Below are 25,035 nucleotides of genomic sequence, written 5' to 3'. Positions count from 1 at the left end.
TGATTAAAATAAGAAATAGCGCTGAGCCATAGGTAATTCCACGGCAGGCTCACAAACCAATAGTTCACCATTAGCCCGCACCTGATAGGTTTGCGAGTCCACTTCTATGCTCGGCTGCCAGCTGTTTAGCTTCATATCCTTTTTCGCGATATTACGGCAGTTCTTAGTCACGCCAATCAAACTGCCTAGCCCAAGCCTTTCATCCACGCCTTCACGCTTTGCTTGCTCAGAAATAAACAGCATTGAGGTGTTCTGACTCGCTTTACCATAACTGCCAAACATGGAACGATAATGAACAGGTTGAGGGGTTGGGATTGAAGCATTTGGATCGCCCATTGGTGCCATTGCGATCATACCGCCCTTTAAGATCAAGCTCGGTTTAACGCCAAAAAACGCCGGCTTCCACAGCACTAAGTCTGCAAGCTTGCCTACTTCAATAGAGCCAACTTCATGCCCCATACCATGAGTAATCGCCGGATTAATCGTGTATTTCGCCACATAGCGTTTTAAGCGGAAGTTATCACTAAAGCTGGAATCCTCTTGCAGACTGCCTCGCTGAACTTTCATCTTATGAGCCGTTTGCCAAGTTCGAGTGATCACTTCTCCAACTCTACCCATCGCTTGAGAATCCGATGCAATCATCGAGAAAGCCCCTAAATCATGAAGAATATCTTCCGCTGCAATGGTTTCTCGGCGAATACGAGACTCCGCAAAGGCGACATCTTCTGCAATGGAAGGAGACAAGTGGTGACACACCATCAACATATCTAAGTGTTCATCCACCGTGTTGATCGTGTAAGGGCGTGTTGGGTTAGTCGAAGAAGGAAGAACGTTAGACTCTCCACACGCTCGAATAATATCGGGCGCATGACCGCCACCAGCCCCTTCGGTGTGATAGGTGTGGATAACGCGATCTCCAATGGCATCAAGCGTTGATTCGACAAACCCTGACTCGTTGAGCGTGTCAGTATGAATCGCGACTTGTACGTCCATTTCATCTGCGACTGTTAAACAAGTATCAATTGAAGCTGGAGTGGTACCCCAGTCTTCATGAAGTTTAAGCCCAACAGCGCCAGCCGCGACTTGCTCGCGCAGCCCTTCAGGTTGGCTAGCATTGCCTTTGCCCAAAATGCCGAAGTTCATCGGAAACTGATCCAGTGACTCAAGCATTCGGTGAATGTTCCATGGACCGGGCGTACAAGTCGTCGCATTGGTGCCCGTTGCAGGCCCCGTTCCGCCGCCAATCATTGTTGTTACGCCAGATGCAAGCGCCTCTTCAATTTGCTGTGGGCAAATGTAATGAATATGAGAGTCAATGCCGCCTGCCGTTAAAATGGATCCTTCTCCGGCAATCACTTCTGTTCCGGGGCCAATAATAATATCCACTCCCGCTTGAACGTCCGGATTTCCCGCTTTACCAATAGCTGAAATACGCCCATGTTTTACGGCAACATCCGCTTTTACGATGCCCCAGTAATCCAACACCACTGCATTAGTGATCACTAAGTCCGGTGTTTCAGCACTCGGCCTTTGGCTTTGTCCCATACCATCGCGGATCACCTTTCCACCACCGAACTTGACTTCGTCGCCGTAAGTGGTGAAATCTTTTTCTACTTCTAGCCACAATTCTGTATCAGCAAGCCTTAAACGATCGCCAACAGTTGGGCCAAACATCTCGGCATATGCTTGCCTTGAAATGCTCGCCATAACGTATCCTTGTTATTGTTTTTTTGATTAGTCGATGTAGGTCGCTAAAGCGCACCCATGACTTTACCTTGGAAACCAAACACTTCGCGTTTGCCTGAATACGATACCAATTCAACCGTTCGTGATTGGCCTGGTTCAAAACGAGTTGCAGTACCGGCAGGAATATTGAGGCGGAAACCTCGAGTCGCTTCCCTATCAAATTCCAATGCGTCGTTGGCTTCATAAAAGTGATAATGAGAGCCTATTTGAATCGGGCGATCGCCCAAATTTTTGACTTGAACGGTACACGTTTCTAGCCCTTGGTTGAGCTCCATAAAGCCTTCTGCCGCTTGCAGTTCACCAGGAACTAACGTGTTGGGCGCTGAGGTAATTGATTTCATCGCCGCCTCACACTATAGGTTCATGAACAGTGACCAACTTGGTCCCATCTGGAAACGTGGCTTCGACTTGTACGTCTGGGATCATCGATGGAACCCCTTCCATTACATCGTCAGCACTTAAGATTGTGCGCCCAAACCCCATAAGGTCTGACACGCTTTTTCCTTCCCTAGCGCCTTCAAGAATCTCACTGCTTATCAGCGCGATCGATTCTGGGTAGTTCAATTTGATCCCCCGTTCTTTGCGTTGCTTGGCTAACATGCCAGCACAAAAAATGAGTAGTTTATCTTTCTCTCTTGGAGTTAATTCCATCTAGCTCTCCATATTGTTGATCTTGGCTGCCCGCGTAATGTCTGCGTTGAATTACTTGAACTCGGCACCAATTAATGAACGACTGCTTATCGTTAATTTCCCGACAAGTCAGCCGTTTCTAAGCCATTGAGCCTGACGTCGTTAAAGCCTAATTGAGAGCTGATTACGTATTGCAGGCCTTACCGACTATGGTGTCACCCACGATCAAATAGCCGACTAAGTCGCCCAAATACGAGGCAACTCAGGGGAAGCCCCTAACCATTGCGAACGTACCAACTGCCAAATTTGACCGAAAGCCGAAAGTATCGACTCGCTCCAGTCACCCAGTGCACGAATTATGATCAAACCTTCGATTTGAGTGACCCCAAATACTAAATTCTTCTCTAATGCACTTTGTTGTATTTGATTGAGCAAGCTCTGTACCAATTCAAATAGCGCTTCGTCATTATTTGAAATAAAGAAACTGGCCGACATCGAAGCGTCCATTAACCCTTTGTTTAAAAACAACTTATCACCACCATCGAGCCGAATTTGTTCCGTTAAAATTCTTTTGTCATTAATGTAGATTTCAGTCTTGCCTCGTATTGCACCAAGTTCGAATCCCTCATTTAGTGCAGGGCGTCCAAAGCAGTGCATCTCCCAGCCCATAAAGCGCGAATTTTCATGTAGATAGATGCGTGTATCGACTTTTGCGTAACTATCAGGAAAAAATATGTTTTCTTGAGGTAACCATTCCAAAGTCGCCCCTTCTTCAACAATTAAAGTTTGAGTTTGCCGCGCAACTTTTTCATCCGAACGATAGAACTTAGTCGCGCCGGGAGTGGTAATAAGGGCGTGTGAATTAACTGCCGCCGTTGCCGTGATATCAAGCGTGTCACCGCCCACAACACCACCTGGCGGGTGTAACAAATACACGTGGCAGATGTTTTTTTCTGGGTACAAAGGCCGTTGTAACGAAAGCGGTCCGAACTGAGAACGGTGTTTAAGTACCGTTTTATCCCCTCGGTCTGCAAAGCCTAGTTTCAGCTCCGCTTTCCAGCCTTCCTGTTCAGCCTCCATCAAAAATGGGTTCACTCGAATGCTAGCTTCGACCTCTGATACATTAAGAGTCATCATACAGTTAGGTACTCCGCAATGAGTTGTTCATTAAGATCCGACATTTCTCCCGTGGCTACCGCTCGCCCACGATCCAAAATACAAAATTGATCCCCTACTTTTCTGGCGAAAGGCAACTTTTGCTCAACAAGCAATACTGTTAAACCAAACTTTTGATTCAGCATTAATATTATGTCGCCAATCTCTTGCACTATGTTGGGCTGAATCCCTTCAGTAGGTTCATCCAAAATCAATAAACTTGGGTTCACCACCAGCGCCCTGCCGATGGCTAATTGTTGCTGCTGGCCGCCAGACAAATCTCCCCCACGGCGATGACGCATTTCTTTCAAAACCGGAAAGATCTCGTAAATAAAATCTGGAATTTTCCTATCGCCTCGTGAGCGAATGGGTAATCCTACTTGCAGGTTTTCTTCAACACTGAGCATTGGAAAAATTTGTCGGCCTTGTGGTACATAACCGATCCCTAAGCGAGGCCTTTCTTCAGGCGAATGCTGTTGAATAGCTTGGCCCTCTAGCTTGATTTCTCCGTCTCTGACTTTAACCAGCCCCATAATTGATTGGAGTAACGTCGTCTTCCCGACACCATTTCGTCCCATTAGTACCGTGCATTTTCCCTTAGGGATCTCCATGCAGAGATCCCACAGCGTATGGCTTTCACCATAGAACTGATTAACATTTTGGATACTGAGCATGGTTATTCTCCTAAGTAGACTTGTTTAACTTCAGCATGACTCTGCACTTGGTCCATGGTGCCTTCAGCGAGAACATGGCCTTGGTGCAAAACAGTGACATGACTGGCAATTGAGCGAACAAAATCCATATCGTGTTCAACAACGACAACTGAATGTTGACCAGCCAAAGAGTTGAGCAATTCTGAAGTGCGATCCATTTCTTGATGCGTCATCCCAGCTACGGGCTCGTCAACGAGTAGAAGCTTTGGGGTTTGCATCAGCAGCATACCAATTTCTAGCCACTGCTTTTGCCCATGTGACAAGTTGCCCGCCAGTGTATTTGCCTGAATATGAAGATGAGTCAACTCCAATACTGAAGTGATGCGGTCCTTCTGTTCGCCCGACAATGTTGCGGTAAATGTTGCCCATACCGATCTTTTCCCGGCCATTGCGAGTTCAAGGTTTTGCCAAACAGAAAGGCACTCAATTACCGTTGGTTTTTGAAACTTGCGGCCAATTCCCGCATTCGCAATATCGGCTTCACTCATGTTGAGTAAATTGATATTGGAACCTAACCACACCGAGCCAGAGTCCGGTTGAGTTTTCCCGGTAATAATGTCCATCATGGTGGTTTTACCCGCTCCGTTTGGGCCGATGATGCAGCGCAGTTCTCCTTCTTTGATATATAGGTTTAAGTCATTGATCGCTTTGAAACCGTCGAACGTTTTATTCACCCCTTCCATGTACAACAAAATGTTGTGTGAGGTATCGAGCAAAGGATGTTGCTGAGGCTTCATGAAATCGAACACTTCATTACGCTTGGTAATGGACTTAAATGCTTGAGTAGTTTCACCCAAATTAGTGAGTGCATTCATTAAACGGCCTCCTCAGTGATTGGTGAGCGCTTGGCTGACTGAGTACGTTTGAGTTTTTGGCTCTGCTCTTGAATGAATCCAATCACGCCTTTTGGTAAATACATGGTGGCAAGTACAAATAGCCCGCCGAGTGCGAACAGCCATATTTCGGGAAACTCAACCGTGAACCAGCTCTTTGCGTAGTTGACGATTAAGGCTCCGACAATAGCGCCAAATAAGGTTGCGCGCCCGCCAAGCGCTACCCACACCACGACTTCAATAGAATTCAGTGGTGCAAATTCTCCCGGATTGATAATGCCCACTTGTGGGACATACAGTGCGCCTGCAATACCCGCAATTACCGCAGATAGCACGAAGATCCACAGTTTCATATTGTCGACATCGTAGCCCATGAATCGGGTTCGCGATTCGGCATCTCGGATAGCCAGCGCCACTCGCCCGAGGCGACTATTCGTCACAGCTCGGCAAACTAAGTACGCTAGAACTAGTGCGATGCAAGTGCATACAAACAAGCCAATTTTGGTGGTATCGGCTTGCAGGCTATAACCGACAATATCCTTGAAATCCGTTAACCCATTGTTGCCGCCAAAGCCCATTTCATTTCTAAAAAATGCCAGCATTAATGCGAAGGTCAACGCTTGTGTCATGATGGATAAATACACCCCGGATACCCGTGAACGAAACGTCAGATAACCAAACGCATAAGCGAGCAAACCAGGCACAATCACCACCATCAAGCAGGCAAACCAAAATTGGTCAAAGCCTTGCCAAAACCAAGGTATTTCCGACCAATCTAGAAACACCATGAAGTCAGGGAGTTCAGGATTACCGTAAACTCCCCGATCACCTATTTGTCGCATGAGATACATGCCCATCGCATAACCTCCGAGCGCAAAGAATGCACCATGTCCAAGGCTAAGTAGTCCTAAGTACCCCCATACCAAATCGACAGCCAAAGCCAACATCGCATAACTTAAGTATTTGCCTAACAAAGAAATGGTGAACGTTTCTATATGTAAGGGATGACCAGCGGGAAGAAGTAGATTCGCAACGGGAATAAACACAGCCATCGCAAGCAAAGTCACGACCGTAAACTGTCCACCGCGATCGTTTTTTAATATTGAACTCAACATCGTCGCTCCTTAACTTTCAGCTGCGCGACCACGTTGAGGGAAAAGTCCTCGTGGGCGTTTTTGAATAAATAAAATGATGAAGACCAACACAAGAATTTTGGCTAGCACCGCTCCTGCCCAAGGTTCGAGTACCTTGTTAAAGATGCCTAGACCTAGCCCAGCAACGAGCGTCCCCCATAAGTTGCCTACGCCGCCAAACACCACCACCATGAATGAATCAATGATGTAAGCTTGTCCCATATTTGGGCCTACATTAGTCAACTGAGATAGAGCAACACCAGCCACACCAGCCACGCCAGAGCCAAGACCAAATGTCATCGCATCCACCCTTTCAGAGCGAATCCCCATTGCTTTCGCCATTGAACGGTTTTGGGAGACCGCACGTACTTGTAAACCGAGTGGAGTTTTCTTGAGTAACGCCACTAAAGCCAAAAACACTGCAAAGCAGAACAACACGATATAAAGGCGGTTATAGGTGAACGACAGCATCGGATTGATTTGTAGAACACCAGACATGAAATCTGGCGTTGCCACAGAGCGATTAAGCGGCGAAAAAATCGAGCGGATAGCTTGCTGTAAGATCAAGCTCAAACCGAAAGTTGCGAGCAAGGTTTCTAGCGGTCTGCCGTACAAGTGGCGGATTACTCCGCGCTCAATTGCGATACCTACCGCACCCGACACCAAAAATGCCATAGGAATAGAGAGCGCCAAAGAGAGCCCTAAGTGATTCGGCATGAGCAGCTGCATAACATAAGTGGTGTACGCGCCAATCATAATAAGTTCACCGTGAGCCATGTTAATCACACCCATGACACCAAAAGTGATGGCTAATCCGATAGCGGCTAGTACCAAAATTGAGCCCATACTTAGGCCAAAAAATGCTGTTTCTATACCCGAATACAAGCGCTGACTTTGCTGATATTGGTCAATGCCTTTTTCTGCAGCCGCGATAGATTCTTCATAGGAAGAGGTTCGAATGACTTCATTAAGCCGACTAAAAACAATAGCGTGTTTGTAACCAGACAACTGCTCGATTGCCGCTAGCTGAACCTCAGGGTTATTCGCTAATGCGTCGTAGGCACTGATCGCTAATGTCATCTCCTTTTTGATATCAGCAACACTTTCTGAATCAATCGCTATGCGGATGGCTTCAATCACTTGTTCGTCTGTATTGCCAATCAAAGACTGGACGGCCTGCAAACGAATCGAATCGTCTTTTGAACTCAGCCCCATTTGGGCAAGTTCCGATCTTACTTCCTTGCGTAACCTGTTATTAATCCGAACCTTTTTGTATTGGCGGGTGTTAGTGATCGTTACCCTCTCATCGGTCTGTACGTCGTGAGCGGTTTGTGTCTCTGCCAGCTTAGAAATAACGAATAATTGCTGTAGAGATTGGTCATAATAAAGTTCACCATCTAGCCACGCTTGTAAAACCGAATGGCTTAACTCTTGGTCTGGTTGACTTGAAAGCCACTCCATCGCTTGTATTTTTTGTTTCGAGCTTTTGCCTGTTAAAGCCAGCTTCATGTCTTGATAAGAAGAAACGCTTCCAGCGTAACTGAACGTTGAAGCAAACAGCCCTATTAACAGTGACAAGATGATCGGTATTCTCAATCGTTTCATGTTCTGACGTCCTGAAATTTTATAGTTATAAATAAAAAACCCCACCCTGAAAGTGCACACAGGTGGGGAAAAAAGGATTAGTTAGAACCTGAACATTTATTGGTTTTTACATTAAAGCTGCCGCATGAAAATGGCTTGCTCCAACTAGAGTAAAGATCTTTAGAACCCGGTAAATAACTCGACCAAGCGTCACCGGCGATAAGGCCTGTTGTTTCCCAAACTGAGTCGAACTGTCCATCGTCTTGAATTTCACCGATCAGAACTGGCTTAGTAATGTGATGATTTGGCAGCATAGTTGAATAACCGCCAGTCAGGTTTGGAACTGAAACACCGATTAACGCATCTTGCACCGCTTCAGGATCGGTCGTACCCGCATTCGTTACCGCTTGTGTCCACATGTTGAAACCAATGTAATGCGCTTCCATCGGATCATTGGTGACGCGAGATTCGCTCTTGATGAATTGCTGCCACGTTTCGATAAACTCGTTGTTCGCTTGAGTATCAACGCTCATGAAATAATTCCACGCCGCCAAGTGGCCGACTAACGCTGACGTGTCCATGCCGGATAACTCTTCCTCACCGACCGAAAACGCAATCACGGGAATATCTTCAGATGACACCCCTTGTGCCCCTAACTCTTTATAGAAAGGCACATTTGCATCGCCATTAATGGTGGAAACCACCGCAGTGGCTTTACCCTCAGAACCGAATTTTTTGATATTCGATACTATAGACTGCCAATCTGAATGACCAAACGGTGTGTAGTTGATCATGATATCGTCGTCACTAACGCCTTTGCTTTTTAGGTAAGCCTCTAAGATACGATTGGTTGTACGAGGATAAACGTAATCTGTTCCCGCAAGTACCCAACGTTCTATTTCCAATTCATCCATTAAGTAATCAACCGCAGGAATCGCCTGCTGGTTAGGCGCAGCACCGGTATAAAAAACGTTTTTGGAAGACTCTTCCCCTTCGTATTGCACCGGGTAGAAAAGAATACTATTGAGCTCTTCGAATACAGGCAGCATGGATTTACGTGACACCGAAGTCCAACCACCGAACACGACGTCTACTTTTTCTTTTTCAATCAACTCACGGGCTTTCTCTGCAAATAGTGGCCAATTCGATGCAGGGTCAACAACAACGGCTTCAAGCTGTTTACCTAATAAACCTCCTTTTTTATTTTGCTCTTCCACCAGCATCAACACCGTATCTTTTAGGGTTGTCTCACTGATCGCCATGGTTCCGGAAAGAGAGTGCAGTACACCGACTTTAATGGTCTCTTGGGCATACACAGAAGTGGATAGGGAAACCATGGCACTGAGCGCGGCGAGTTTCAGCTTTACTATTTTGTTCATTTCTATCTCCTTGTAATGACTAGGTATTCCTAGAGCAAGAAGACTGCCAGATATAAACTTTCGAGGAATATCATCTTAACCAATTGAAATATAAAGAATTAGACAATCAACCTAGATTCCCACTACTAAGTGGTCATATGCATCTTTGCTGCATTTTGGTTCATAACAAACAGGAAACTCACCAAAACAGTGAGATGACTCGAAATAAAATGTTTGAATGTAATAGTTATCTTATTCGTAAGGCGAAAAACGTGTGCGCCATAAGTACGCAGTGCATTGCTACCGTTGCACCAATTGCGAACAGCTTCGCTCATGAAAAATCACCAACTACCCAGTAAATCATTGATATTAATTAACTTAATCATAAACCTCGTTCATGGTTCATTAATTGCACACTCTGATAGTAATTATTGTGAACAATTGGTGATACAAGGAAATATACATGGATAATGTACGAAACAAGGAACTAGTTTATGAACTGGATGACAAACCCGAAATTGGTGCAGCAATGTACGCCGGGCTACAACACGTGCTCGCGAGCTTTGTTGGGATAATCACTCCGACATTGATCATCGGTGGCGTATTGGGTTTAGGTGAACACGTTCCCTATCTAATTAGCATGGCGTTAATCGTGTCCGGTGTTGGTACCTTTATACAAGCCAAACGTATCGGCCCTATAGGGGCTGGGATGATCTGCGTACAGGGCACCAGTTTTGCTTTTTTAAGCTCAGTGCTCGCGGCTGGTTTTATTGCGAAGTCTAAGGGCGGAGGCCCAGAAGAGATTCTCTCTCTTATCTTAGGAGTGTGTTTCGTTGGAGCCTTTATTGAGATCGCTATTTCTCAGTTTATCGACAAACTAAAGAAAATAATCACTCCCTTAGTTACTGGCATTGTAATAACGACTATCGGTATCTCTTTGATAAAAGTCGGTATGACTGATATCGCTGGTGGATTCAATGCCAAAGATTTTGGGCAGCTATCTAACTTAGCTTTAGGAGCGATAGTATTGGCGACCATCATCGTATTAAACCGTTCTGGTTTGTTAGTAGTAAGGCTATCAGCAATACTCGCTGGCTTAGCCATCGGTTATGTAGCCGCGATTTGGATGGGTAAGGTCGACCTGCCAGAAATCGTTAATCAACCTCTTATCAGTGTACCTACCCCTTTTAAATTTGGCTTTAGTTTTGATTTGTATGCGTTTATCCCAATTGCCGTGATTTACGCAATTACTGCCATTGAGTCGACCGGTGATATCACCGCGAACTGCATGTTTTCAAAACAACCGGTAAAGGGGCCACAATACCTCGCAAGAATAAAAGGCGGGATTCTGGGTGACGGTGTCAATTCACTACTTGCTGCGACTTTCAATACATTTCCAAATACGACCTTTAGCCAGAACAATAGCGTGATTCATTTAACGGGTATCGCCAGCCGTTATGTGGGGTACTTTGTCGCGCTAATTTTAGTGGTTCTAGGCCTCTTCCCTATTGTGGGTTCTATTTTGATGTCGATACCTAAACCTGTGATTGGAGGCGCTACTTTAGTCATGTTTGGTACCGTGGCCGCAGCTGGGATTAAAATTCTTGCCACCGAGCAACTCGATAGGAGAAAGCTGATGATCATGGCCGTTTCCTTTGGTATGGGCCTTGGCGTCATGCTAGTTCCAAATCTATTACAAGAAATGCCAAAACTCGTACAAAGCGTGTTTGGTTCAGCGGTCACAACAAGCGGATTGTGCGCCATTATGATGAGTTTGATCTTAAAGGACACAGCACCCACGATCGAAAATGAGCGCGAACTAGTAAACGCGTCCTCTACAAGCTAACCAACTTTCACTTGTCGAATAAAAGCCACCAACAATATTCAATCGTTGGTGGTTTCTTTCACCTAACCGCTGAGGTTTACAACGAAAATCCATTGAAATGAGCGTATGCTGGCTTTATTAAACGCACACGAGGCTCAGATCCGCTCCCCACCATGCGTTGCCATAATCTCACCTTTTCCTTGATTTCAAACCAGGTGGGAAATCCCCCTAGCCCCAGAAGTTCCACCCATTCTGTTCGTTCTAACAAGGCTACAAGTGCGGTAATGAACAACCCATACATTCACCACAGCGCGACGTCAAAGAGTCACACCATTCACTCAATCAATACATCATATTCATTAAGGTTAATTCTTAAGCAAACAACTTTAATGAACAAATTATCAATTGCTAATCATTATCATTTTAATTAACATCCGCGAGACATTTGTATACACCTAGAAACTTGATACTTAGCAGTGATACTGCACTCTAAGCATCAGAACAGACAGTGGTTTTCTAGATATGCCAGCTTCAATAGCAGCGGCTACAGACGAATGAAAAAAAGCTAAAGCATCAATTATCAGTGGATTTAGATAAGCAGTTAGCTCTGCCATCGCCCCCTCTTCACCTAGCTATATGAAGTTTGGTATCCAAACAGCATAGCGTGAACATTCTCATGTCTACTGAGTCGATTGTTGCCTAACACACTAATAAAAGGTTGCTCTAGCGGCCTAGACACAGGCATAAACATGAAGACCAAACTTCAGTTCCCATTTGCGTTATCGCTACTTACGCTTTCAATCACTAATGTAATCGCTGCCGAATCTTCAACTTCCGAAGAAGCCCTTGCAGCTCAAGAAACGTTAGTGGTGACAGCTACCCGTTACTCTCAATCTCCAGATAAGATTGCAGGCGCAGTCACGGTTATTGATTCAGAACAAATCGAACAGCAATCGATCATTTCAGATGATCTAACTAGCGTTATCGCGACTTTAGTACCAGGCATGACGCCAAGCCGTCAAAAGATGTCGAACCAAGGTGAAAACTTACGTGGCCGCCAAGCGCTAGTCATGATTGATGGCGTTCCTCAAATCAACCCTCTGCGTAACGGCAACCGATACGGCTACACCATCGACCCGTCTATGATTGAGCGTATTGAAGTCGTGAATGGTGCAAGCGCCGTTCAAGGGATGGGCGCGACAGGTGGCATCATCAACTACATCACGAAAGGTGCGAAGCCGGGTGATGATTGGAAACAGACTATCGGTACACGTGTGACTTCTAATTTCGAAGAAGACGGTACTGGTGGCAAGGTGTTCTACAACGTGAGCAAGCACGATGAAGAATTCGACCTGTTTTTCGGCGGTTCATGGGATCAACAAGGCCTTTACTACGACGGTAATGGTAACCCAATTGGCATGAACGATATTCAAGGCGAGACTCAAGACAGCACAGCGACTGATATTTTCTTCAAAGGTGGTTACAACTTTGACGATGGCGATCAACGTGTCGAATTAACAGCCAACACTTACACCATTGAAGCGAATGGCAACTACAAAGCCGTAAAGGGCGATTTTGATGCGGGTATTCCGGGCACCGTTGAACCGGGGTCACCATCGGGTGAGCCAGTAAGTAACGAAGCTCAGCTATTCAACCTAAAATACAGCCACTTAGGTCTTGGAGATGGCATCTTAACTGCGCAGATGTTCTACCAAAACTATGACGCTATTTTTGGTGAAGCTACCTGGTACCCAACAGAAACAAAAGTCGCTGACCAAGGTACGATCTCTTCACAAAAAACTGGCTTTAAACTTGGCTATGAAACCTACGATATTCTAGAAATGGACGACACCTGGGTCGTTGGACTAGACGGCTTGCACGATCAAACTGAGCAAACCTTAGAGCAATCAGGCTTAAACGTAACTCCACTAATGGAATACTACAGCCTGGCACCTTTCGTCCAAGGTGACTTCTTAGTAACAGACGCATTACGTTTATCAAGCGGTGTAAGATTTGAAAGTATTCGCGTAAAAGTGAGCGATGGTCAAACCATTTACGGTTACGGTGTTGATGGCCACAATTCTGAGATCATCGGCGGTACGCAAGATTCTTCAAAAGCAGTGTTTAACTTAGGTGCAGTTTATACTTTCACTAATGAGTTCAGTACTTTTGCAAGCTTCAACCAAGGGTTTGGATTACCAGATATCGGCCGTGTTCTACGTGGCAACTGGATCGGTGCTAGCGACCCTGGTCAAGTTGGTACACCAATCGACTTCAATGACATGCCAGCTGTTGAGCCTGTTGTTACTGATAACTATGAAGCAGGTATTACCTACCGCGGCCAACGACTATTCCTAGGCGCAAGTGCTTACGTATCTATTGCTAAAGACGGTGCTAACTTAGCGCTGAATGACAACGGTACTTACGATGTAGAACGTCAACGCACTGACATCATGGGCTATGAGCTAACCTCTACTTACCAATTACTAGATTCAACGCAAGTACAAGCAATGTACGCACACGTTGAAGGTGAAGTCGATACCACTGGTGACGGTAATGTAGATTCAGACATGGATCTAAAGAACCTGACACCAGATCGTTTACTACTGGCGGTAAACCACAGCTTCTCGGACACATTGATGAGCCGCATTCAATACAATCACCTGTTTGATCGTAGCAAAGCGCAAAACGATGTTGGTGCAGAGCAAAACTTCGATGGCTATGGTCTGGTTGATCTGAGCACTCACTACGATATGAAGGATAAAGGTCGCATTGCGTTTGGTATTGAAAATCTAATGGATGAGCAATACGTGAATTACTTTAGTCAAATTCGTAATCACAGCTCTTACTACTTCTCAGGCCGTGGACGTACCTTTAGCTTAAGCTATGAACTTGATTTCTAATTAAATCGACATAAATAAAAGCCCGTGCCTTCCATGAAGCGCACGGGCTTTTTTGTATTGGTATAGAAGAATCTTGTCGGGTGTATTGCCCCAGTTCAGATACAAGAAACATCGGCAGTAACGCAAAAACGAGTTACTCGTATGTGAATACAGATTAAAAGATTGGGGGATATGTTAGGTATATACGAGCTGAGTTAGAACGCGATAAGAGTGAAATCGGGTTAATTCAATTATCTTAAAAGTATCTGGAATTAATTTACTAAGTAAGGGGAATTATCACTCGAGATGAGCTATTGGAGCGTGCAGCGGGAATCGAACCCGCATCATCAGCTTGGAAGGCTGAGGTAATAGCCATTATACGATGCACGCATAGTGTCTTGTGGTAAGACAAAGCAAGGAAAAGACTTGGAGCGTGCAGCGGGAATCGAACCCGCATCATCAGCTTGGAAGGCTGAGGTAATAGCCATTATACGATGCACGCACATCGTCTTAACGAGATTGATAATGCCACATCTAACTGAAAACGAAACCTTTTTCTTTGATTTTTTATCTAAGCGGTTACATAACCAACACAGCGCAGGTTTTTTAGGCACTTCTTAAGGATTAGAAGCGTTGAAGTGTGACTTGGTTCTTACCTGATTGTTTTGCCTGATACATAAGTTGGTCCGCATCATGAAGCAAAATTACCTCAGGTTGTCTTGCATAGTAAGCACATCCAATGCTTACGGTGACAGACAGTGACATGTCGTCAAGTTGAAACGGATTTTTGCCAATCGCATCGCATATCGCTTGTGCTTTTTCTAACGCCACCCGCTTATCAAGTCCAAACGAAACAATTGCAAACTCTTCGCCTCCTATACGCGCAAAGATATCTTTATAGCCCAAAGAACTATCCGCCCTATGTGCGACTTCCTTAATTACCAAGTCGCCAACATTATGCCCGTAGGTATCATTGACGTATTTAAAGTCATCAATGTCAAACACCATCAAAGTGACAGAGGCTAAGCCAATGTCTAACCGCTCAAGTTCGTAGAAAAAGTGGCGTCGATTACTAATCCCGGTCAGTTCATCCGTATTTGCCACTCGAACCAACTCTCGGTTTGCTTTTTCAAGCTCAATCGTTCGTTCTTTTACCGTGCTTTTGAGTTGGAAAACATAAAAGATCACCATGACGAAAATCACTGTGGCGATACTAGGGATCAGATAAGGTGGGTAAACTGTTTGAATGTGCATCCATTTACTCAGGATCTGGTCCCGCTCAGAGCGTGAGATTTGGCTGAAGCCACTTTCAAGCATGTGTAATAGCTTTTGATTGCCTTCAGCGACCGCAATTTTGATGTCTCCAGAATACAAGAACATAACGGGCGCGACCTTCACTTCATTGTGAGATGAATAAAGGTAAAAGTTGGCGACTTGAGTGTCAGCAATAAAGGCGGTTATCTCGCCATTCATTGCTGCATTGATCATTAATTCATTATTGGAGAAAAGATTCAGCCTCAAATTGGGAAAATTCTTTTCGGCAAAATACTGCTCGTACCCACCCTCGACCACTCCAACGGAAGCGCTGTCGTCATCTTGAAGGAAATAGTTTAAGTCGGTGCCTATGTACTTTTGAACCATGAATAGATGGGTATCTATCGAGAATAGTGTATCGCTGTAATCCAAATACTCATCTCGCGGTGCCGACCACAGCAAGCCAGCATGTGCATCCGCTTTATTGTCTCGAACAAGTTCTAGCGAAGCGCCCCAGTCTGTAAGAACAAACTCGATTTCAACGCCTGATTTTTCAGAGTAGGCTTTCCAAAAATCTATTAATATTCCACTGGGGTTGCCGCTTTCATCAAGGTAAGAAAAGGGTTTCCATGCCTTAGAGTTAGCGACCGTGATCTTGTCTTGCTCATGAGCGTAAACCGCCTTAATCGACCACCCAATCAAGATAGTAAACAATACCAGATATAGCGGCTTGGCTAGGTTAACCATACTGCTCGTCCTGCAATAGAACACTAGTACTGTCTTGATTTAAGTATTTAGTAAACTCTGCGATTCTCATCGGCTTACCAAATGCCCAGCCTTGCCCATACTCGATCCCCATTTGTTTCAGCGCTTGGTGCTGTACTGCGGTTTCTACCCCTTCAGCAACTAGACGCATTCTTTCACTTCGTGCAATGTCGACAATATGTTGAATCAATGAAGAACGAATTGCGCCATCTTCCATATCAATCACGAAACTTCGATCAATTTTCAGGACTTGGCTATTTATCTTTCTGAGCTGGTTCAAATTAGAATAGCCTGTACCAAAGTCGTCAATAGCGATATCTATTCCATGGCTTTGTAGCTGGCTAATGGTATAAGACGCCCCTTCCCCTTCAAGGTACTCGCTTTCGGTTACTTCTAAAGTAACTGCCCCTCTGAAATTTTTGAACTCGGTAAGTTGAGTAACCTTTTCAACTTCGCTGCTGGCAATATCTTTGGGGTAGACATTCATACTAAGTTTGAATTTAGCGTCCACTAGCTCATTCATTTCTGTCATGGCTGTTTTCATCAAGTACTCAGTAAATTGCCAAGTTTTATCCAACTTGCTGATCACAGGGATGAACTCATCTGGCGTCATCGCGCCGTATTTATCTTCGACGCGTGCTAGCATTTCTGCCCCAACTGTACTGCCGTCCTCTAAGTCAACAATCGGTTGATAGACACAATAGAAACTTTGCTCAACTAGGGCACGCTTCACTCTTGCGGTTGTGGTTCGCTGTAGTCGGTAGTATTTACGGCTAAGCAAGTACCCAAAAATGGCCAAGCAAATAGAAACAACGAGCGTAAGCTCTATCAATAAAGGAGGGTGCTGTGAATTTCTAAGGAGTTTAGGTTTGACCGCGACGCACAAACGGCCACCGTCATCACATAGAGTTACAGCAACGGTTGAGCCTCCCCAGTAGTTAAACGAGTCCATTGCCGTGACATTGTCAGCAATCCCCTGCTCTCCCGCCCAGGAATAGCGTTCGTTAGCCCCTTGGAAGTACATTTCCCAGCGATACTCTTTTCCTAGTAGGTTGGTTATAAATTCAGGATCGATAACTACATTGTAATTAGTCTTCCTCGCGATCAAGCCCGAGTGTTCTTGGTTGAAGAACAACAGCTTTTGCAGGTGCCAATATTCGATCCCATCATCAGACACGATATCCGCTGCAACCGCATCTTTGAAAGGAACCTTAAGCATCCCCAATCCTGTTGTGCAAACTAAATCATTCTCGATAAAAAAGCCGATATCTTTAATAAACTGAGAGCGAAAAAGTACCTTACGCATCTCAAGTAAATTCTGTTCTGTGCATTCGGAAAGTTTGAGGTTATTTAGGGTAGATAAGCTGGTCGTAATCTCATCACGAGTTTGGGTGGCAAAACCTAATATATGCTCCGCTTCTATCTTAGTCCGCTGTAAAATTTGATAGGCGAATATTTGAGAGATAGCGATTGAAGAAGCAAGGAAAATGAGTGCGGTTATCGTCATCGAAATGCTTAACTCACGCACACTTACGTTCGTTTTCAAATTCACTCCTATCAGCGAGAACCCACAAATATTTTTTATAAACTATGAACTTATTAGAGTTATTAACAATAAGCGTAGTACAATTTTTCTACTTCTTTAGGGCAGAATAAGAATCATTCTAGAATTGCTAAAAAAGTCTGATTTAAACCGTTCAAATTGCTCGTCAATTGGTTTGAGCTCTGCTACATTTGCCGCACATAATTTCACCCCTGAAACGACCATGCCTTCGCAGTACCGAATTAATAAAATCGTTGAGATTGGCGACACCCTTCACCGAAGTGGTTGCGCTCCCTACAAACTAGAAAAGTACACGCAGCACTACGCTAGAAAGCACGGTGTGGATGTCATGATCCAAGCCACTCCTACCGCAATTAATTATCAATTCCCTGATGACAACAACGCTGTAGTTCTCAAACGCTTGAAACCTGCTTCAATCAATTTAAGTTTACTGGCGAATACTATTATTCGAATTAATCAACCGAGCAGCGAGCCTGTACCCGAGCCTGTTGGTTATTCAAAGTTCGTTAACGCATTGGCGAACATGGGGATTCCACCTGCATACCTAATGCTAGTAGGCAGCACACTTGAGGCTGTTGGCTTCTCTGTTCTATTGGGATTCATGGTTTGGCTGTGCCAGCAGATTTGTCACTCTCGCAGAGCTATCGCCGCCGAATTTATTTCTGCATTGGTTACGGGTATTTTTGTCGCATTTCTTGCAAGCACCGGAATGCCGATACCAGTTTGGGCGCTTTGTATTGCCGCCATTGTGTTATTTGTCCCCGGATTGTCGATAGCTAACTCTTTAGAGTGTTTAGCCTTTAATGATTTGGTCTCTGGAACCAGTCTACTCGGGCAAAGTGCGCTGACATTGATAAAGCTGTTCGTGGGAATTGTCATGGGCCTGAATATAGGCGAGGCGCTTTGGGGGCAGGCTGAATCCATTTCCTACACCAATGAAGTCCCGACCTGGATGCACATATCCGGATTGGTGCTGATTTCGGTGTCTATCGGCGTGATATTCAATGCTAGACCAACAGATATATTACTTGGTCTGCCTGTTGCGGTGTTAGGGATGTGGGGGCCATTTTACTTAGGCTTTGACAGCGGCTGGGTTGTAGGGACTTGGATCACTACCGTATTAATCACACTATATGGGACTTGGATTGCCAAGCGATTGGACTTAACCGGCTCCATCTATATTGTTCAAGGCATTATTATTTTGGTTCCGGGTAGTCGCGTATTAGTCAGCGCCAGTCAGTCAGTATTCGAGCAGTCCATTTTGCCAATTCCAAGTATCGGTTTATCTGCTTTGTTTATGTTTTCTGCGATTGTTGCAGGGCAAATTACCGCCTACTCCATTTATTCACCTAAGGTAGAAAGATAGCCTCCCCCTATTAAACAAAAGCCCTATTCAAACCCAGCGATTAAACTGCTTTTGAATAGGGCTCTTTGCCTCTATGTTTCGCCTTGCGCTCGAAACTCCCTTTTCCTTTTTTCGCTTTTACAATTCTTGTTCTAAATAACTGACTAGTGACCACGGCTTTAAGTGCGTTTTCCTTAATTTCTCCCCGATTCATTTCATGCTCTAGCTGATGCTGAACTTCACAGGGCTCAGGTTGCCGTGAGCGCTTCTTAGATTTAGTTTTACCCATTTTTTACTCTCTCTTTTGTTAACGAATTAGTCATTAATTGACTCGTTCAAGACAATAATAATCTATTTGTATCAATTGTTTTAATTTAATTGATTAGAAAACGTCATACGATTGTAACCTTATGATATTTAAGGACACCAAAGTTTGACAGCCTCCAAATTTATCCAACTTTTCTCCTTACTATTCGTTGACTCTCAACCCAATTGATTTAGACTCAATGGCGGCTAGAAAGAAAGTTCTTTGTATATAAACATTTCGTTGGATTACTTGTAACCCCGTGGTGTTGTACGCAATAGCAATCAACTTTTCCACGCTATCGGTGCCACACATGGCGCAACACAATTTATATTATTAGGATAATGATTATGTCTAACACAGTTACTGGTACAGTAAAATGGTTCAACGAAACTAAAGGCTTCGGCTTCATTCAACAAGAAAACGGTCCAGACGTATTCGCACACTTCTCTGCGATCACTGGCGAAGGTTTCAAAACTCTTGCTGAAGGTCAAAAAGTTGAGTTCGTAGTATCTCAAGGTCAAAAAGGCCCACAAGCTGACAGCATCAAAGTACTTTAATTTAGTACCTTAAAGCTTTCTAAAAATAGCCAGCCTCTGCTGGCTATTTTTTTGCCCGCAGTTCAGCAATTTAGGGTAGTATCTCCCTCTCTCTTATTTCAAAGAAAAACCCATGGCTCTAAAACCTACCATATACAAATTCCGTATCTCATTAACGGATATGAATCGTGACTATTACGACTCTTTCAACCTAACTGTTGCTCAGCACCCTTCCGAGAATGACCAACGTATGATGGCTAGAGTTTTAGCGTTCTGCTTGAATGCTTCTCATGAACTTCAGTTCACTAAAGGCTTGTCTTCTATTGAAGAGCCCGATCTTTGGGAAAAAACCTTAGACGATCAAATTGAACAATGGATTGATGTTGGTGAACCAGATCCCGAGCGCGTTAAAAAAGCAACGCGATTAGCCAAATCCGTTAAGGTATATAGCTTTAACACCAAATCAAATGTTTGGTGGGAACAGAACAAAGGTAAATTCGGGTATTTATCCGCGGCTATCACGCGACTGGATAACGATGGCATCGAGCAAATGGCTTCGATGATTCAAAGAACCATGGACTTATCAGTAATGCTCTCGGGCAATTCAGCTTTCGTAAACAGCGACACACAATCTTGTGAAGTAACCTGGGAAGAACTGCAAGAAAATGACTAGCCTACAGGCGTGTTTTAATAATGCTGGTGTAGAAAACATCAGTATTATTAACAATACATACAACGACGAATACCAAAGCTTACTCAACGCCAATGACGCTTTCTTCACACGCGCTTGCGCCAACAAACCCGAGCACTCCGAACGCCAGATCCTGTTAGGATTGCTAACTAAACTGCACATCGAAGCAACCAGCAGTTATCAATCTGGAATCAAAGCCAGTGAAGGTATGCAGCAAGTGTTTGAATCGTCAGTGGGCAAAGAACATGCGAGTAAATTTAAGCATACACAAGTATCTAGCTTAGTGTGTATTACTCACCTTTGGTTGTATCTGCAAGGTAGACTAGGGATGGACTTTAGCTTAGCGAATGATCATGCTCAGGCAACATCGGAGCTGATCATCAAAAGTATTGTGGATACTAGCGACGAACAAAGAACCGCATTTTTGGAAAGCTATTACTTAGGTTTCGAAGTGTTTCAGCAAGAAGCTAAGCCCAATAGCCTTTTAGATAGAATTAAGCGCTTATTCAACTTCTTCTGAAGAACAAGATTTAATAATATTGCACATGGTGGCTGGTGCGGTAACCACTCGGTTTCGGCCACTATCTTTCGCTTGATACAAAGCGAAATCGGCTTTCTTAAACAAAGCCTTGAGGCTGAGTTCCGTTTCCGTGTATTCAGCCATCGATACCCCCACCGAGCAGGTCACATAACCTAAATCAGCATTGTTTGGGTGCGCAACTTTTTTAAGCCACACATTCTTACGCAGCAGCTCCGCCAGCATAGTAATCGATGTTGAAGATGACTTCTCACAGACAACCACAAACTCTTCACCACCAAAGCGATAGACTTTATCCGAATGAGGATTGATACTCGCTCTTAAAGCTTTAGCGACGATTTGTAAGGCTTCATCGCCAACCGCATGGCCAAATTCATCGTTGTAAGCTTTGAAGTTATCGATATCAATCACAATCAAGCCAAACCAACGCTTGTTACTTCTGGCGTTCTCTAAGGCCACATTCGCTTTAGTTTCATAAGCGAAACGAGAATAAACCCCTGTCAGCACATCAAATAACGACTGCCTTCTTAGCCCCATCATTTGGCTTTGGATCCGCTTGATCAACGAAGCATAGCGTTGCGCTAACTGACCTAATTCATCCGTACGGTCACGTTCTGGAATACTGTCGACATCAATAGAGTCAATATCGCCTTCCATTGTTTGAGCTAAGCGGTGAATTGGTTGAATAATTCGCTTGGTCGCCCAGAATATCAGAGCGATAGAAAACAGAATCGCGACGATGGCCTCTCGGACAATCAACTGAAGAGTATCAACTTTAAATGTCGACAATGCATCAGCATCAAACACAGCCCACACGTACCCTTCAGTATTACCTAGTAATGGAATTTTTACGTAAAGTAGGCAAGCTTGACCATCGAGGAGGTAATCATTTTCTGGGAATTCAGGAAGAAAGTAGAGGTTACCGAATAGGTTTTCCAACCGAACATGATTAATAAGCTGTTCTTGCTTATCAATCAACCTATCCAGAGCGTAGTTTATTTTGAAGTGTTCTGTTTCAGGTGCAGTCGCCGCTTTCTCTTTTAAAGCCCGTATTTGTTCTTCTAAAGAGCTGCTATTTTCAAGAGAAGCATTCATATTCCACACTTCATCTGCACTTTTCAGCCACGCAATCTTATAGCTCTTGTTTGCTCGAGATTGGGCATCCACTTCAAAATAAAATAGGTTATCGATTTCACGATAAGAGGCTAAAGCTTCAGAAGTTGCCACATGATTGTAATTTCTTCCTTCGGCAGCAAAAGAGACTTCTTTCAAAATGACTTGTAATGATGTCTTCGCTAAACGAACTTCTGATTCAATTTCGTTATGCCACTCACTCATGTAGCGGGTATAGCTAAAAGAACCAACGAGCCATACCACCAACGCCATGTGAGTAATAAAAAGAAGCTGAGTTAAACTGAATCTACGTCTCATATCATTCAAAGATGGCGTTAACACGATCGCCACAGGTTCCATTCACACATATATCTTGAAACTGCTCATGACACGCAATGCAAGCTTCAATAGCAAAAGAAGGATGTTGCTGACTAATGTCGAGCCCTTCTAAATCATAAATGCCGTAAAGAGGCATATTGGCGTAATGTTCTGTCACAAACATAATGCCGGGCTCTTGGTAAACAGCGATAGCAGTCGGCCCATCAAAATATGGCCCGTGCGTTTGGTATTGTGCGACTTTGTCAGGGTGAACATAAATATGTACAACGGCTCCCTTGCCATCATTAATCCAATCGTACGTAGAAACTGTACGCTGAATAAACAGCGGCGTACCTTCAGGAAGTTTGACATCTCGACCAACATTCACGGTTTCGTTCACCATTGTCCACGATTTCCAGTCCGCTGGAAAAGCGGCTAATGAGCTGGCAAAAGATACTGAAATTGATGAAAAAACACCTAACAGCAAAGTAAGGACAATCGGTTTCATGAATGCTATTGCTTAATAAAAGTGGAAAGAAGATAACATTTATAAATAAAAACCACTATTTATATTTGTTTATTTTATATATAGATGATCGGTAATTGCCTTTTCTTTGAGCAAATAAAAAGCCCCAGCATTTCGCTGGGGCTTAAAGTGTTTGTCTATTTTTAGGGCAGGATTAACGTAAACCGTGCAGGAACTCGTGTCTAGTTGCTGGTTTGCTCTTGAAGATACCGCCCAGAGCTGTCGTCGTGGTCTCGCTAGTCGCATCCATTACACCACGTGATTTCACACAGTAGTGTACCGCATCCATTGTTACCGCAACGTCTTCTGTTTCTAATAGAGTTTGTAGAGCAACTAAAATCTGCTGAGTCATTCGCTCTTGTACTTGAGGGCGTTGAGCAAAGAAACGTACGATACGATTGATTTTTGATAGGCCAATAATTTTGCCACGAGGGATATACGCTACCGCAGCTTTACCATCAATCGTTACTAAGTGGTGTTCGCAAGTGCTCGTCAGTGTGATGTTTTTCACACGAACCATTTCACTCACATCCATCTTGTTTTCAATGACAGTGATTTTTGGAAAGTTTTTGTAATCCAAACCAGAGAACACTTCGTCTACGTACATTTTGGCAATGCGGCTCGGTGTTTCTTCTAAGCTGTCATCAGAAAGGTCAAGCTCAAGTAAAGATAGAATCTCACGCATATGGTATTCGATTCGTTCTTTCTTTTCTTCTCGGCTTACATCGTTCGGGTTCATTGGTGTTTCCAACCCGCGACTTGCTAGCGCATCTTTAACCAACTTCGCTGATTCGCTAAGACCTGACATTCCTATTCCTCTTTACTTTACCCCTTTCGGATGGCTGACAAGGATACGCGGAATTTTGAATAAATACACCCATATTTTAAGGGAGGTCATTATTTCAGACTATTAACTTATGCTAAAGTATCTCGAATTAAACACGCTAAACCAAAAATTAAAATTATAAAGGAATTTCAATTATGGGCTGTTGTGACGCTCCTGGCTTGATGCCTATTGAAGAAGCATTGGATAAGATGCTAATGCCAATTCAACCGATCCAATCAACTCTTTCATTACCGCTTGCAGATGCGCTTGGTTTTGTTCTTGCTGAAGATGTACTCTCTCCGATTTTCGTTCCCCCTTTTGACAACTCAGCAATGGATGGTTACGCGTTACGCCTAGCCGATTTGGAACTGACAAAAACACTACCTTTAGCTGGTAAATCTTTTGCGGGCCAACCGTTCGAGGGTGAATGGCCAGCGAAAACATGCGTACGTATTATGACAGGCGCAAAGATCCCAGATGGCTGCGATGCCGTAGTCATGCAGGAAAACACCATGGTTACGGACGATGGTATCGAGATCCAGCAAGACAACATCTCGCTGAATAACAATATCCGCCCTACTGGCGATGATATAAAACAAGGAGACATTGTTCTCCAAAAAGGTGCCCGCCTTACTCCTCGTGACATTCCAATGATCGCTTCATTAGGTATCAGCCACGTCACGGTTGTCCGTAAACCTAAAGTGGCTTTCTTTTCTACTGGTGACGAACTTAAAAAACTGGGTGAGCCACTGGCAGACGGGCAGATATACGACAGTAACCGCTACGGTATCAAACCACTTATTGAAGCGTTTGGCTGTGAAGCGATTGACCTAGGTATCATTCCAGATTGCCCTCAAATACTAAAAGACACGTTCGATCAAGCGCAAGCAATCGCAGACGTCGTCGTCACATCAGGTGGCGTTAGCGTCGGTGAGGCGGATTACACCAAGGATATCCTTGAAGAACTTGGACAGATCGGCTTTTGGAAGCTAGCAATTAAACCAGGTAAACCCTTCGCTTTTGGCGAGTTAGATAACGCTTGGTTCTGTGGCCTACCGGGAAACCCAGTTTCCGCAGTACTTACCATGTATGTGCTTGTTCAACCTATGCTTGCTAAATTGGCAGGACACAGCGAATGGAAAGCTCCAGAGTCCATCCCAGCTATTACACAATCTGCTTTCAAAAAAGGCCCGGGCCGTACCGACTACCAACGCGGTATCTATCGCATTGAGAATGGCCAATTTGTGGTTGAAACGACAGGCAACCAAAGCTCAGGAGCATTCCGCTCTATGAGCCTAGCGAACTGCTTTGTCGTTATTGAAAAAGACCGAGGCAACGTGGCTGTTGGTGAGACAGTTCAAATTCAACTGTTTAATTCAACACTTTATTAAGG

21 protein-coding genes, 2 tRNA genes and 1 pseudogene are annotated in these 25,035 nt (G+C 44.3%); 7 read left to right on the top strand and 17 right to left on the bottom strand.

Going from position 1 to position 25,035, the window contains the following annotated elements; all coding sequences use genetic code 11:
- Positions 1-3: 3 nt before the first annotated feature.
- From ureC to urtA, 9 genes are all read right to left on the bottom strand, one after another.
- Positions 4-1,707, bottom strand: coding sequence for an urease subunit alpha (ureC, locus tag ELZ11_RS22830; RefSeq protein WP_137359685.1), 1,704 nt, complete (start codon positions 1,705-1,707; stop codon positions 4-6).
- A 44-nt stretch (positions 1,708-1,751) separates the two neighbouring features.
- Positions 1,752-2,087: an urease subunit beta gene (locus ELZ11_RS22825; protein WP_137359684.1), complete on the bottom strand. Its 336-nt coding sequence runs from the start codon at positions 2,085-2,087 to the stop codon at positions 1,752-1,754.
- A gap of 7 nt (positions 2,088-2,094) precedes the next feature.
- Positions 2,095-2,397 (bottom strand): urease subunit gamma, encoded by a 303-nt coding sequence (gene ureA / locus ELZ11_RS22820; RefSeq protein WP_137359683.1) that lies wholly within the window; start codon positions 2,395-2,397, stop codon positions 2,095-2,097.
- A gap of 216 nt (positions 2,398-2,613) precedes the next feature.
- Positions 2,614-3,513, bottom strand: coding sequence for an urease accessory protein UreD (locus ELZ11_RS22815; protein ID WP_137359682.1), 900 nt, complete (start codon positions 3,511-3,513; stop codon positions 2,614-2,616).
- Positions 3,510-4,205, bottom strand: a complete 696-nt coding sequence (urtE, locus tag ELZ11_RS22810) for an urea ABC transporter ATP-binding subunit UrtE (protein WP_137359681.1) — start codon at positions 4,203-4,205, stop codon at positions 3,510-3,512. Before urtE ends, ELZ11_RS22815 begins: the two co-directional genes overlap by 4 nt.
- A gap of 2 nt (positions 4,206-4,207) precedes the next feature.
- Positions 4,208-5,059, bottom strand: coding sequence for an urea ABC transporter ATP-binding protein UrtD (gene urtD / locus ELZ11_RS22805; protein WP_137359680.1), 852 nt, complete (start codon positions 5,057-5,059; stop codon positions 4,208-4,210).
- Positions 5,059-6,192 carry an urea ABC transporter permease subunit UrtC gene (gene urtC, locus ELZ11_RS22800; protein ID WP_137359679.1) on the bottom strand — a complete coding sequence of 378 codons (1,134 nt, stop codon included), beginning with the start codon at positions 6,190-6,192 and terminating at the stop codon, positions 5,059-5,061. Before urtC ends, urtD begins: the two co-directional genes overlap by 1 nt.
- 9 nt (positions 6,193-6,201) lie before the next feature.
- Complete coding sequence (gene urtB / locus ELZ11_RS22795) at positions 6,202-7,815, bottom strand: urea ABC transporter permease subunit UrtB (RefSeq protein WP_137359678.1); 1,614 nt, start codon at positions 7,813-7,815, stop codon at positions 6,202-6,204.
- A 77-nt stretch (positions 7,816-7,892) separates the two neighbouring features.
- Positions 7,893-9,173, bottom strand: coding sequence for an urea ABC transporter substrate-binding protein (gene urtA / locus ELZ11_RS22790; protein WP_137359677.1), 1,281 nt, complete (start codon positions 9,171-9,173; stop codon positions 7,893-7,895).
- A 442-nt stretch (positions 9,174-9,615) separates the two neighbouring features.
- Between urtA and ELZ11_RS22785 the strand changes: the two genes are divergently transcribed.
- Complete coding sequence (locus ELZ11_RS22785; protein WP_137359676.1) at positions 9,616-10,998, top strand: uracil-xanthine permease family protein; 1,383 nt, start codon at positions 9,616-9,618, stop codon at positions 10,996-10,998.
- Positions 10,999-11,726: 728 nt separating this feature from the next.
- The gene (locus ELZ11_RS22780; protein WP_137359675.1) at positions 11,727-13,880 is read left to right on the top strand and encodes a TonB-dependent receptor; all 2,154 of its coding nucleotides are present in this window, start codon (positions 11,727-11,729) and stop codon (positions 13,878-13,880) included.
- A gap of 294 nt (positions 13,881-14,174) precedes the next feature.
- On the opposite strand, the gene ELZ11_RS22775 is transcribed toward ELZ11_RS22780, so the two are convergent.
- From ELZ11_RS22775 to ELZ11_RS22760, 4 genes are all read right to left on the bottom strand, one after another.
- A tRNA-Gly gene (locus ELZ11_RS22775) sits at positions 14,175-14,249 on the bottom strand.
- Between the two features lie 37 nt (positions 14,250-14,286).
- Positions 14,287-14,361 (bottom strand) — tRNA-Gly (locus ELZ11_RS22770).
- 122 nt (positions 14,362-14,483) lie between these two features.
- A complete protein-coding gene (locus ELZ11_RS22765; protein ID WP_137359674.1) occupies positions 14,484-15,860 on the bottom strand; it encodes a transporter substrate-binding domain-containing diguanylate cyclase in 1,377 nt (458 codons plus the stop codon).
- Entirely contained in the window at positions 15,853-17,424 is a 1,572-nt protein-coding gene (locus ELZ11_RS22760) for an EAL domain-containing protein (protein WP_137359673.1), read from the bottom strand. Before ELZ11_RS22760 ends, ELZ11_RS22765 begins: the two co-directional genes overlap by 8 nt.
- A gap of 220 nt (positions 17,425-17,644) precedes the next feature.
- Here ELZ11_RS22760 and ELZ11_RS22755 point away from each other — a divergent pair, with 220 nt between their 5' ends.
- A complete protein-coding gene (locus ELZ11_RS22755) occupies positions 17,645-18,808 on the top strand; it encodes a threonine/serine exporter family protein (protein WP_137359707.1) in 1,164 nt (387 codons plus the stop codon).
- A 49-nt stretch (positions 18,809-18,857) separates the two neighbouring features.
- On the opposite strand, the pseudogene arfA reads toward ELZ11_RS22755, so the two are convergent.
- Positions 18,858-19,001 (bottom strand): annotated as a pseudogene (gene arfA / locus ELZ11_RS22750) (alternative ribosome rescue factor ArfA); the annotation flags it as partial.
- A gap of 440 nt (positions 19,002-19,441) precedes the next feature.
- Here arfA and ELZ11_RS22740 point away from each other — a divergent pair.
- The 3 genes from ELZ11_RS22740 (at position 19,442) to ELZ11_RS22730 (ending at position 20,841) form a co-directional block, all read left to right on the top strand.
- The gene (locus ELZ11_RS22740; protein WP_004737278.1) at positions 19,442-19,651 is read left to right on the top strand and encodes a cold-shock protein; all 210 of its coding nucleotides are present in this window, start codon (positions 19,442-19,444) and stop codon (positions 19,649-19,651) included.
- 112 nt (positions 19,652-19,763) lie between these two features.
- The gene (locus tag ELZ11_RS22735) at positions 19,764-20,303 is read left to right on the top strand and encodes a YaeQ family protein (RefSeq protein ID WP_137359672.1); all 540 of its coding nucleotides are present in this window, start codon (positions 19,764-19,766) and stop codon (positions 20,301-20,303) included.
- A complete protein-coding gene (locus tag ELZ11_RS22730) occupies positions 20,296-20,841 on the top strand; it encodes a hypothetical protein (RefSeq protein WP_137359671.1) in 546 nt (181 codons plus the stop codon). Before ELZ11_RS22735 ends, ELZ11_RS22730 begins: the two co-directional genes overlap by 8 nt.
- Here ELZ11_RS22730 and ELZ11_RS22725 read toward each other — a convergent pair.
- The 3 genes from ELZ11_RS22725 to folE all read right to left on the bottom strand — a co-directional run bounded on the left by ELZ11_RS22725 (position 20,824) and on the right by folE (position 23,624).
- Positions 20,824-22,290 carry a sensor domain-containing diguanylate cyclase gene (locus tag ELZ11_RS22725; RefSeq protein WP_167494740.1) on the bottom strand — a complete coding sequence of 489 codons (1,467 nt, stop codon included), beginning with the start codon at positions 22,288-22,290 and terminating at the stop codon, positions 20,824-20,826. The genes ELZ11_RS22730 and ELZ11_RS22725 overlap by 18 nt on opposite strands.
- 1 nt (position 22,291) lies before the next feature.
- Entirely contained in the window at positions 22,292-22,798 is a 507-nt protein-coding gene (locus ELZ11_RS22720; protein ID WP_137359669.1) for a hypothetical protein, read from the bottom strand.
- A 172-nt stretch (positions 22,799-22,970) separates the two neighbouring features.
- Positions 22,971-23,624: a GTP cyclohydrolase I FolE gene (gene folE, locus ELZ11_RS22715; protein WP_137359668.1), complete on the bottom strand. Its 654-nt coding sequence runs from the start codon at positions 23,622-23,624 to the stop codon at positions 22,971-22,973.
- 173 nt (positions 23,625-23,797) lie between these two features.
- On the opposite strand from folE, the gene moeA reads away from it, so the two are divergent.
- Positions 23,798-25,033 carry a molybdopterin molybdotransferase MoeA gene (moeA, locus tag ELZ11_RS22710; RefSeq protein WP_137359667.1) on the top strand — a complete coding sequence of 412 codons (1,236 nt, stop codon included), beginning with the start codon at positions 23,798-23,800 and terminating at the stop codon, positions 25,031-25,033.
- Positions 25,034-25,035: the final 2 nt, after the last annotated feature.

The organism is Vibrio profundi (genome assembly GCF_005281835.1).
Taxonomy (GTDB): Bacteria; Pseudomonadota; Gammaproteobacteria; order Enterobacterales; family Vibrionaceae; genus Vibrio; species Vibrio profundi.
The sequence above is the reverse complement of the archived record's forward strand: the minus strand, read 5'-3'. Positions and strand labels throughout refer to the sequence as shown.

Coding starts and splice junctions, on each gene's coding strand:
- ureC (WP_137359685.1), bottom strand. CDS start 1,707: ATGGCGAGCATTTCAAGGCAAGCATATGCCGAGATGTTTGGCCCAACT.
- ELZ11_RS22825 (WP_137359684.1), bottom strand. CDS start 2,087: ATGAAATCAATTACCTCAGCGCCCAACACGTTAGTTCCTGGTGAACTG.
- ureA (WP_137359683.1), bottom strand. CDS start 2,397: ATGGAATTAACTCCAAGAGAGAAAGATAAACTACTCATTTTTTGTGCT.
- ELZ11_RS22815 (WP_137359682.1), bottom strand. CDS start 3,513: ATGATGACTCTTAATGTATCAGAGGTCGAAGCTAGCATTCGAGTGAAC.
- urtE (WP_137359681.1), bottom strand. CDS start 4,205: ATGCTCAGTATCCAAAATGTTAATCAGTTCTATGGTGAAAGCCATACG.
- urtD (WP_137359680.1), bottom strand. CDS start 5,059: ATGAATGCACTCACTAATTTGGGTGAAACTACTCAAGCATTTAAGTCC.
- urtC (WP_137359679.1), bottom strand. CDS start 6,192: ATGTTGAGTTCAATATTAAAAAACGATCGCGGTGGACAGTTTACGGTC.
- urtB (WP_137359678.1), bottom strand. CDS start 7,815: ATGAAACGATTGAGAATACCGATCATCTTGTCACTGTTAATAGGGCTG.
- urtA (WP_137359677.1), bottom strand. CDS start 9,173: ATGAACAAAATAGTAAAGCTGAAACTCGCCGCGCTCAGTGCCATGGTT.
- ELZ11_RS22785 (WP_137359676.1), top strand. CDS start 9,616: ATGGATAATGTACGAAACAAGGAACTAGTTTATGAACTGGATGACAAA.
- ELZ11_RS22780 (WP_137359675.1), top strand. CDS start 11,727: ATGAAGACCAAACTTCAGTTCCCATTTGCGTTATCGCTACTTACGCTT.
- ELZ11_RS22765 (WP_137359674.1), bottom strand. CDS start 15,860: ATGGTTAACCTAGCCAAGCCGCTATATCTGGTATTGTTTACTATCTTG.
- ELZ11_RS22755 (WP_137359707.1), top strand. CDS start 17,645: ATGCCTTCGCAGTACCGAATTAATAAAATCGTTGAGATTGGCGACACC.
- ELZ11_RS22740 (WP_004737278.1), top strand. CDS start 19,442: ATGTCTAACACAGTTACTGGTACAGTAAAATGGTTCAACGAAACTAAA.
- ELZ11_RS22735 (WP_137359672.1), top strand. CDS start 19,764: ATGGCTCTAAAACCTACCATATACAAATTCCGTATCTCATTAACGGAT.
- ELZ11_RS22730 (WP_137359671.1), top strand. CDS start 20,296: ATGACTAGCCTACAGGCGTGTTTTAATAATGCTGGTGTAGAAAACATC.
- ELZ11_RS22725 (WP_167494740.1), bottom strand. CDS start 22,290: ATGAGACGTAGATTCAGTTTAACTCAGCTTCTTTTTATTACTCACATG.
- ELZ11_RS22720 (WP_137359669.1), bottom strand. CDS start 22,798: ATGAAACCGATTGTCCTTACTTTGCTGTTAGGTGTTTTTTCATCAATT.
- folE (WP_137359668.1), bottom strand. CDS start 23,624: ATGTCAGGTCTTAGCGAATCAGCGAAGTTGGTTAAAGATGCGCTAGCA.
- moeA (WP_137359667.1), top strand. CDS start 23,798: ATGGGCTGTTGTGACGCTCCTGGCTTGATGCCTATTGAAGAAGCATTG.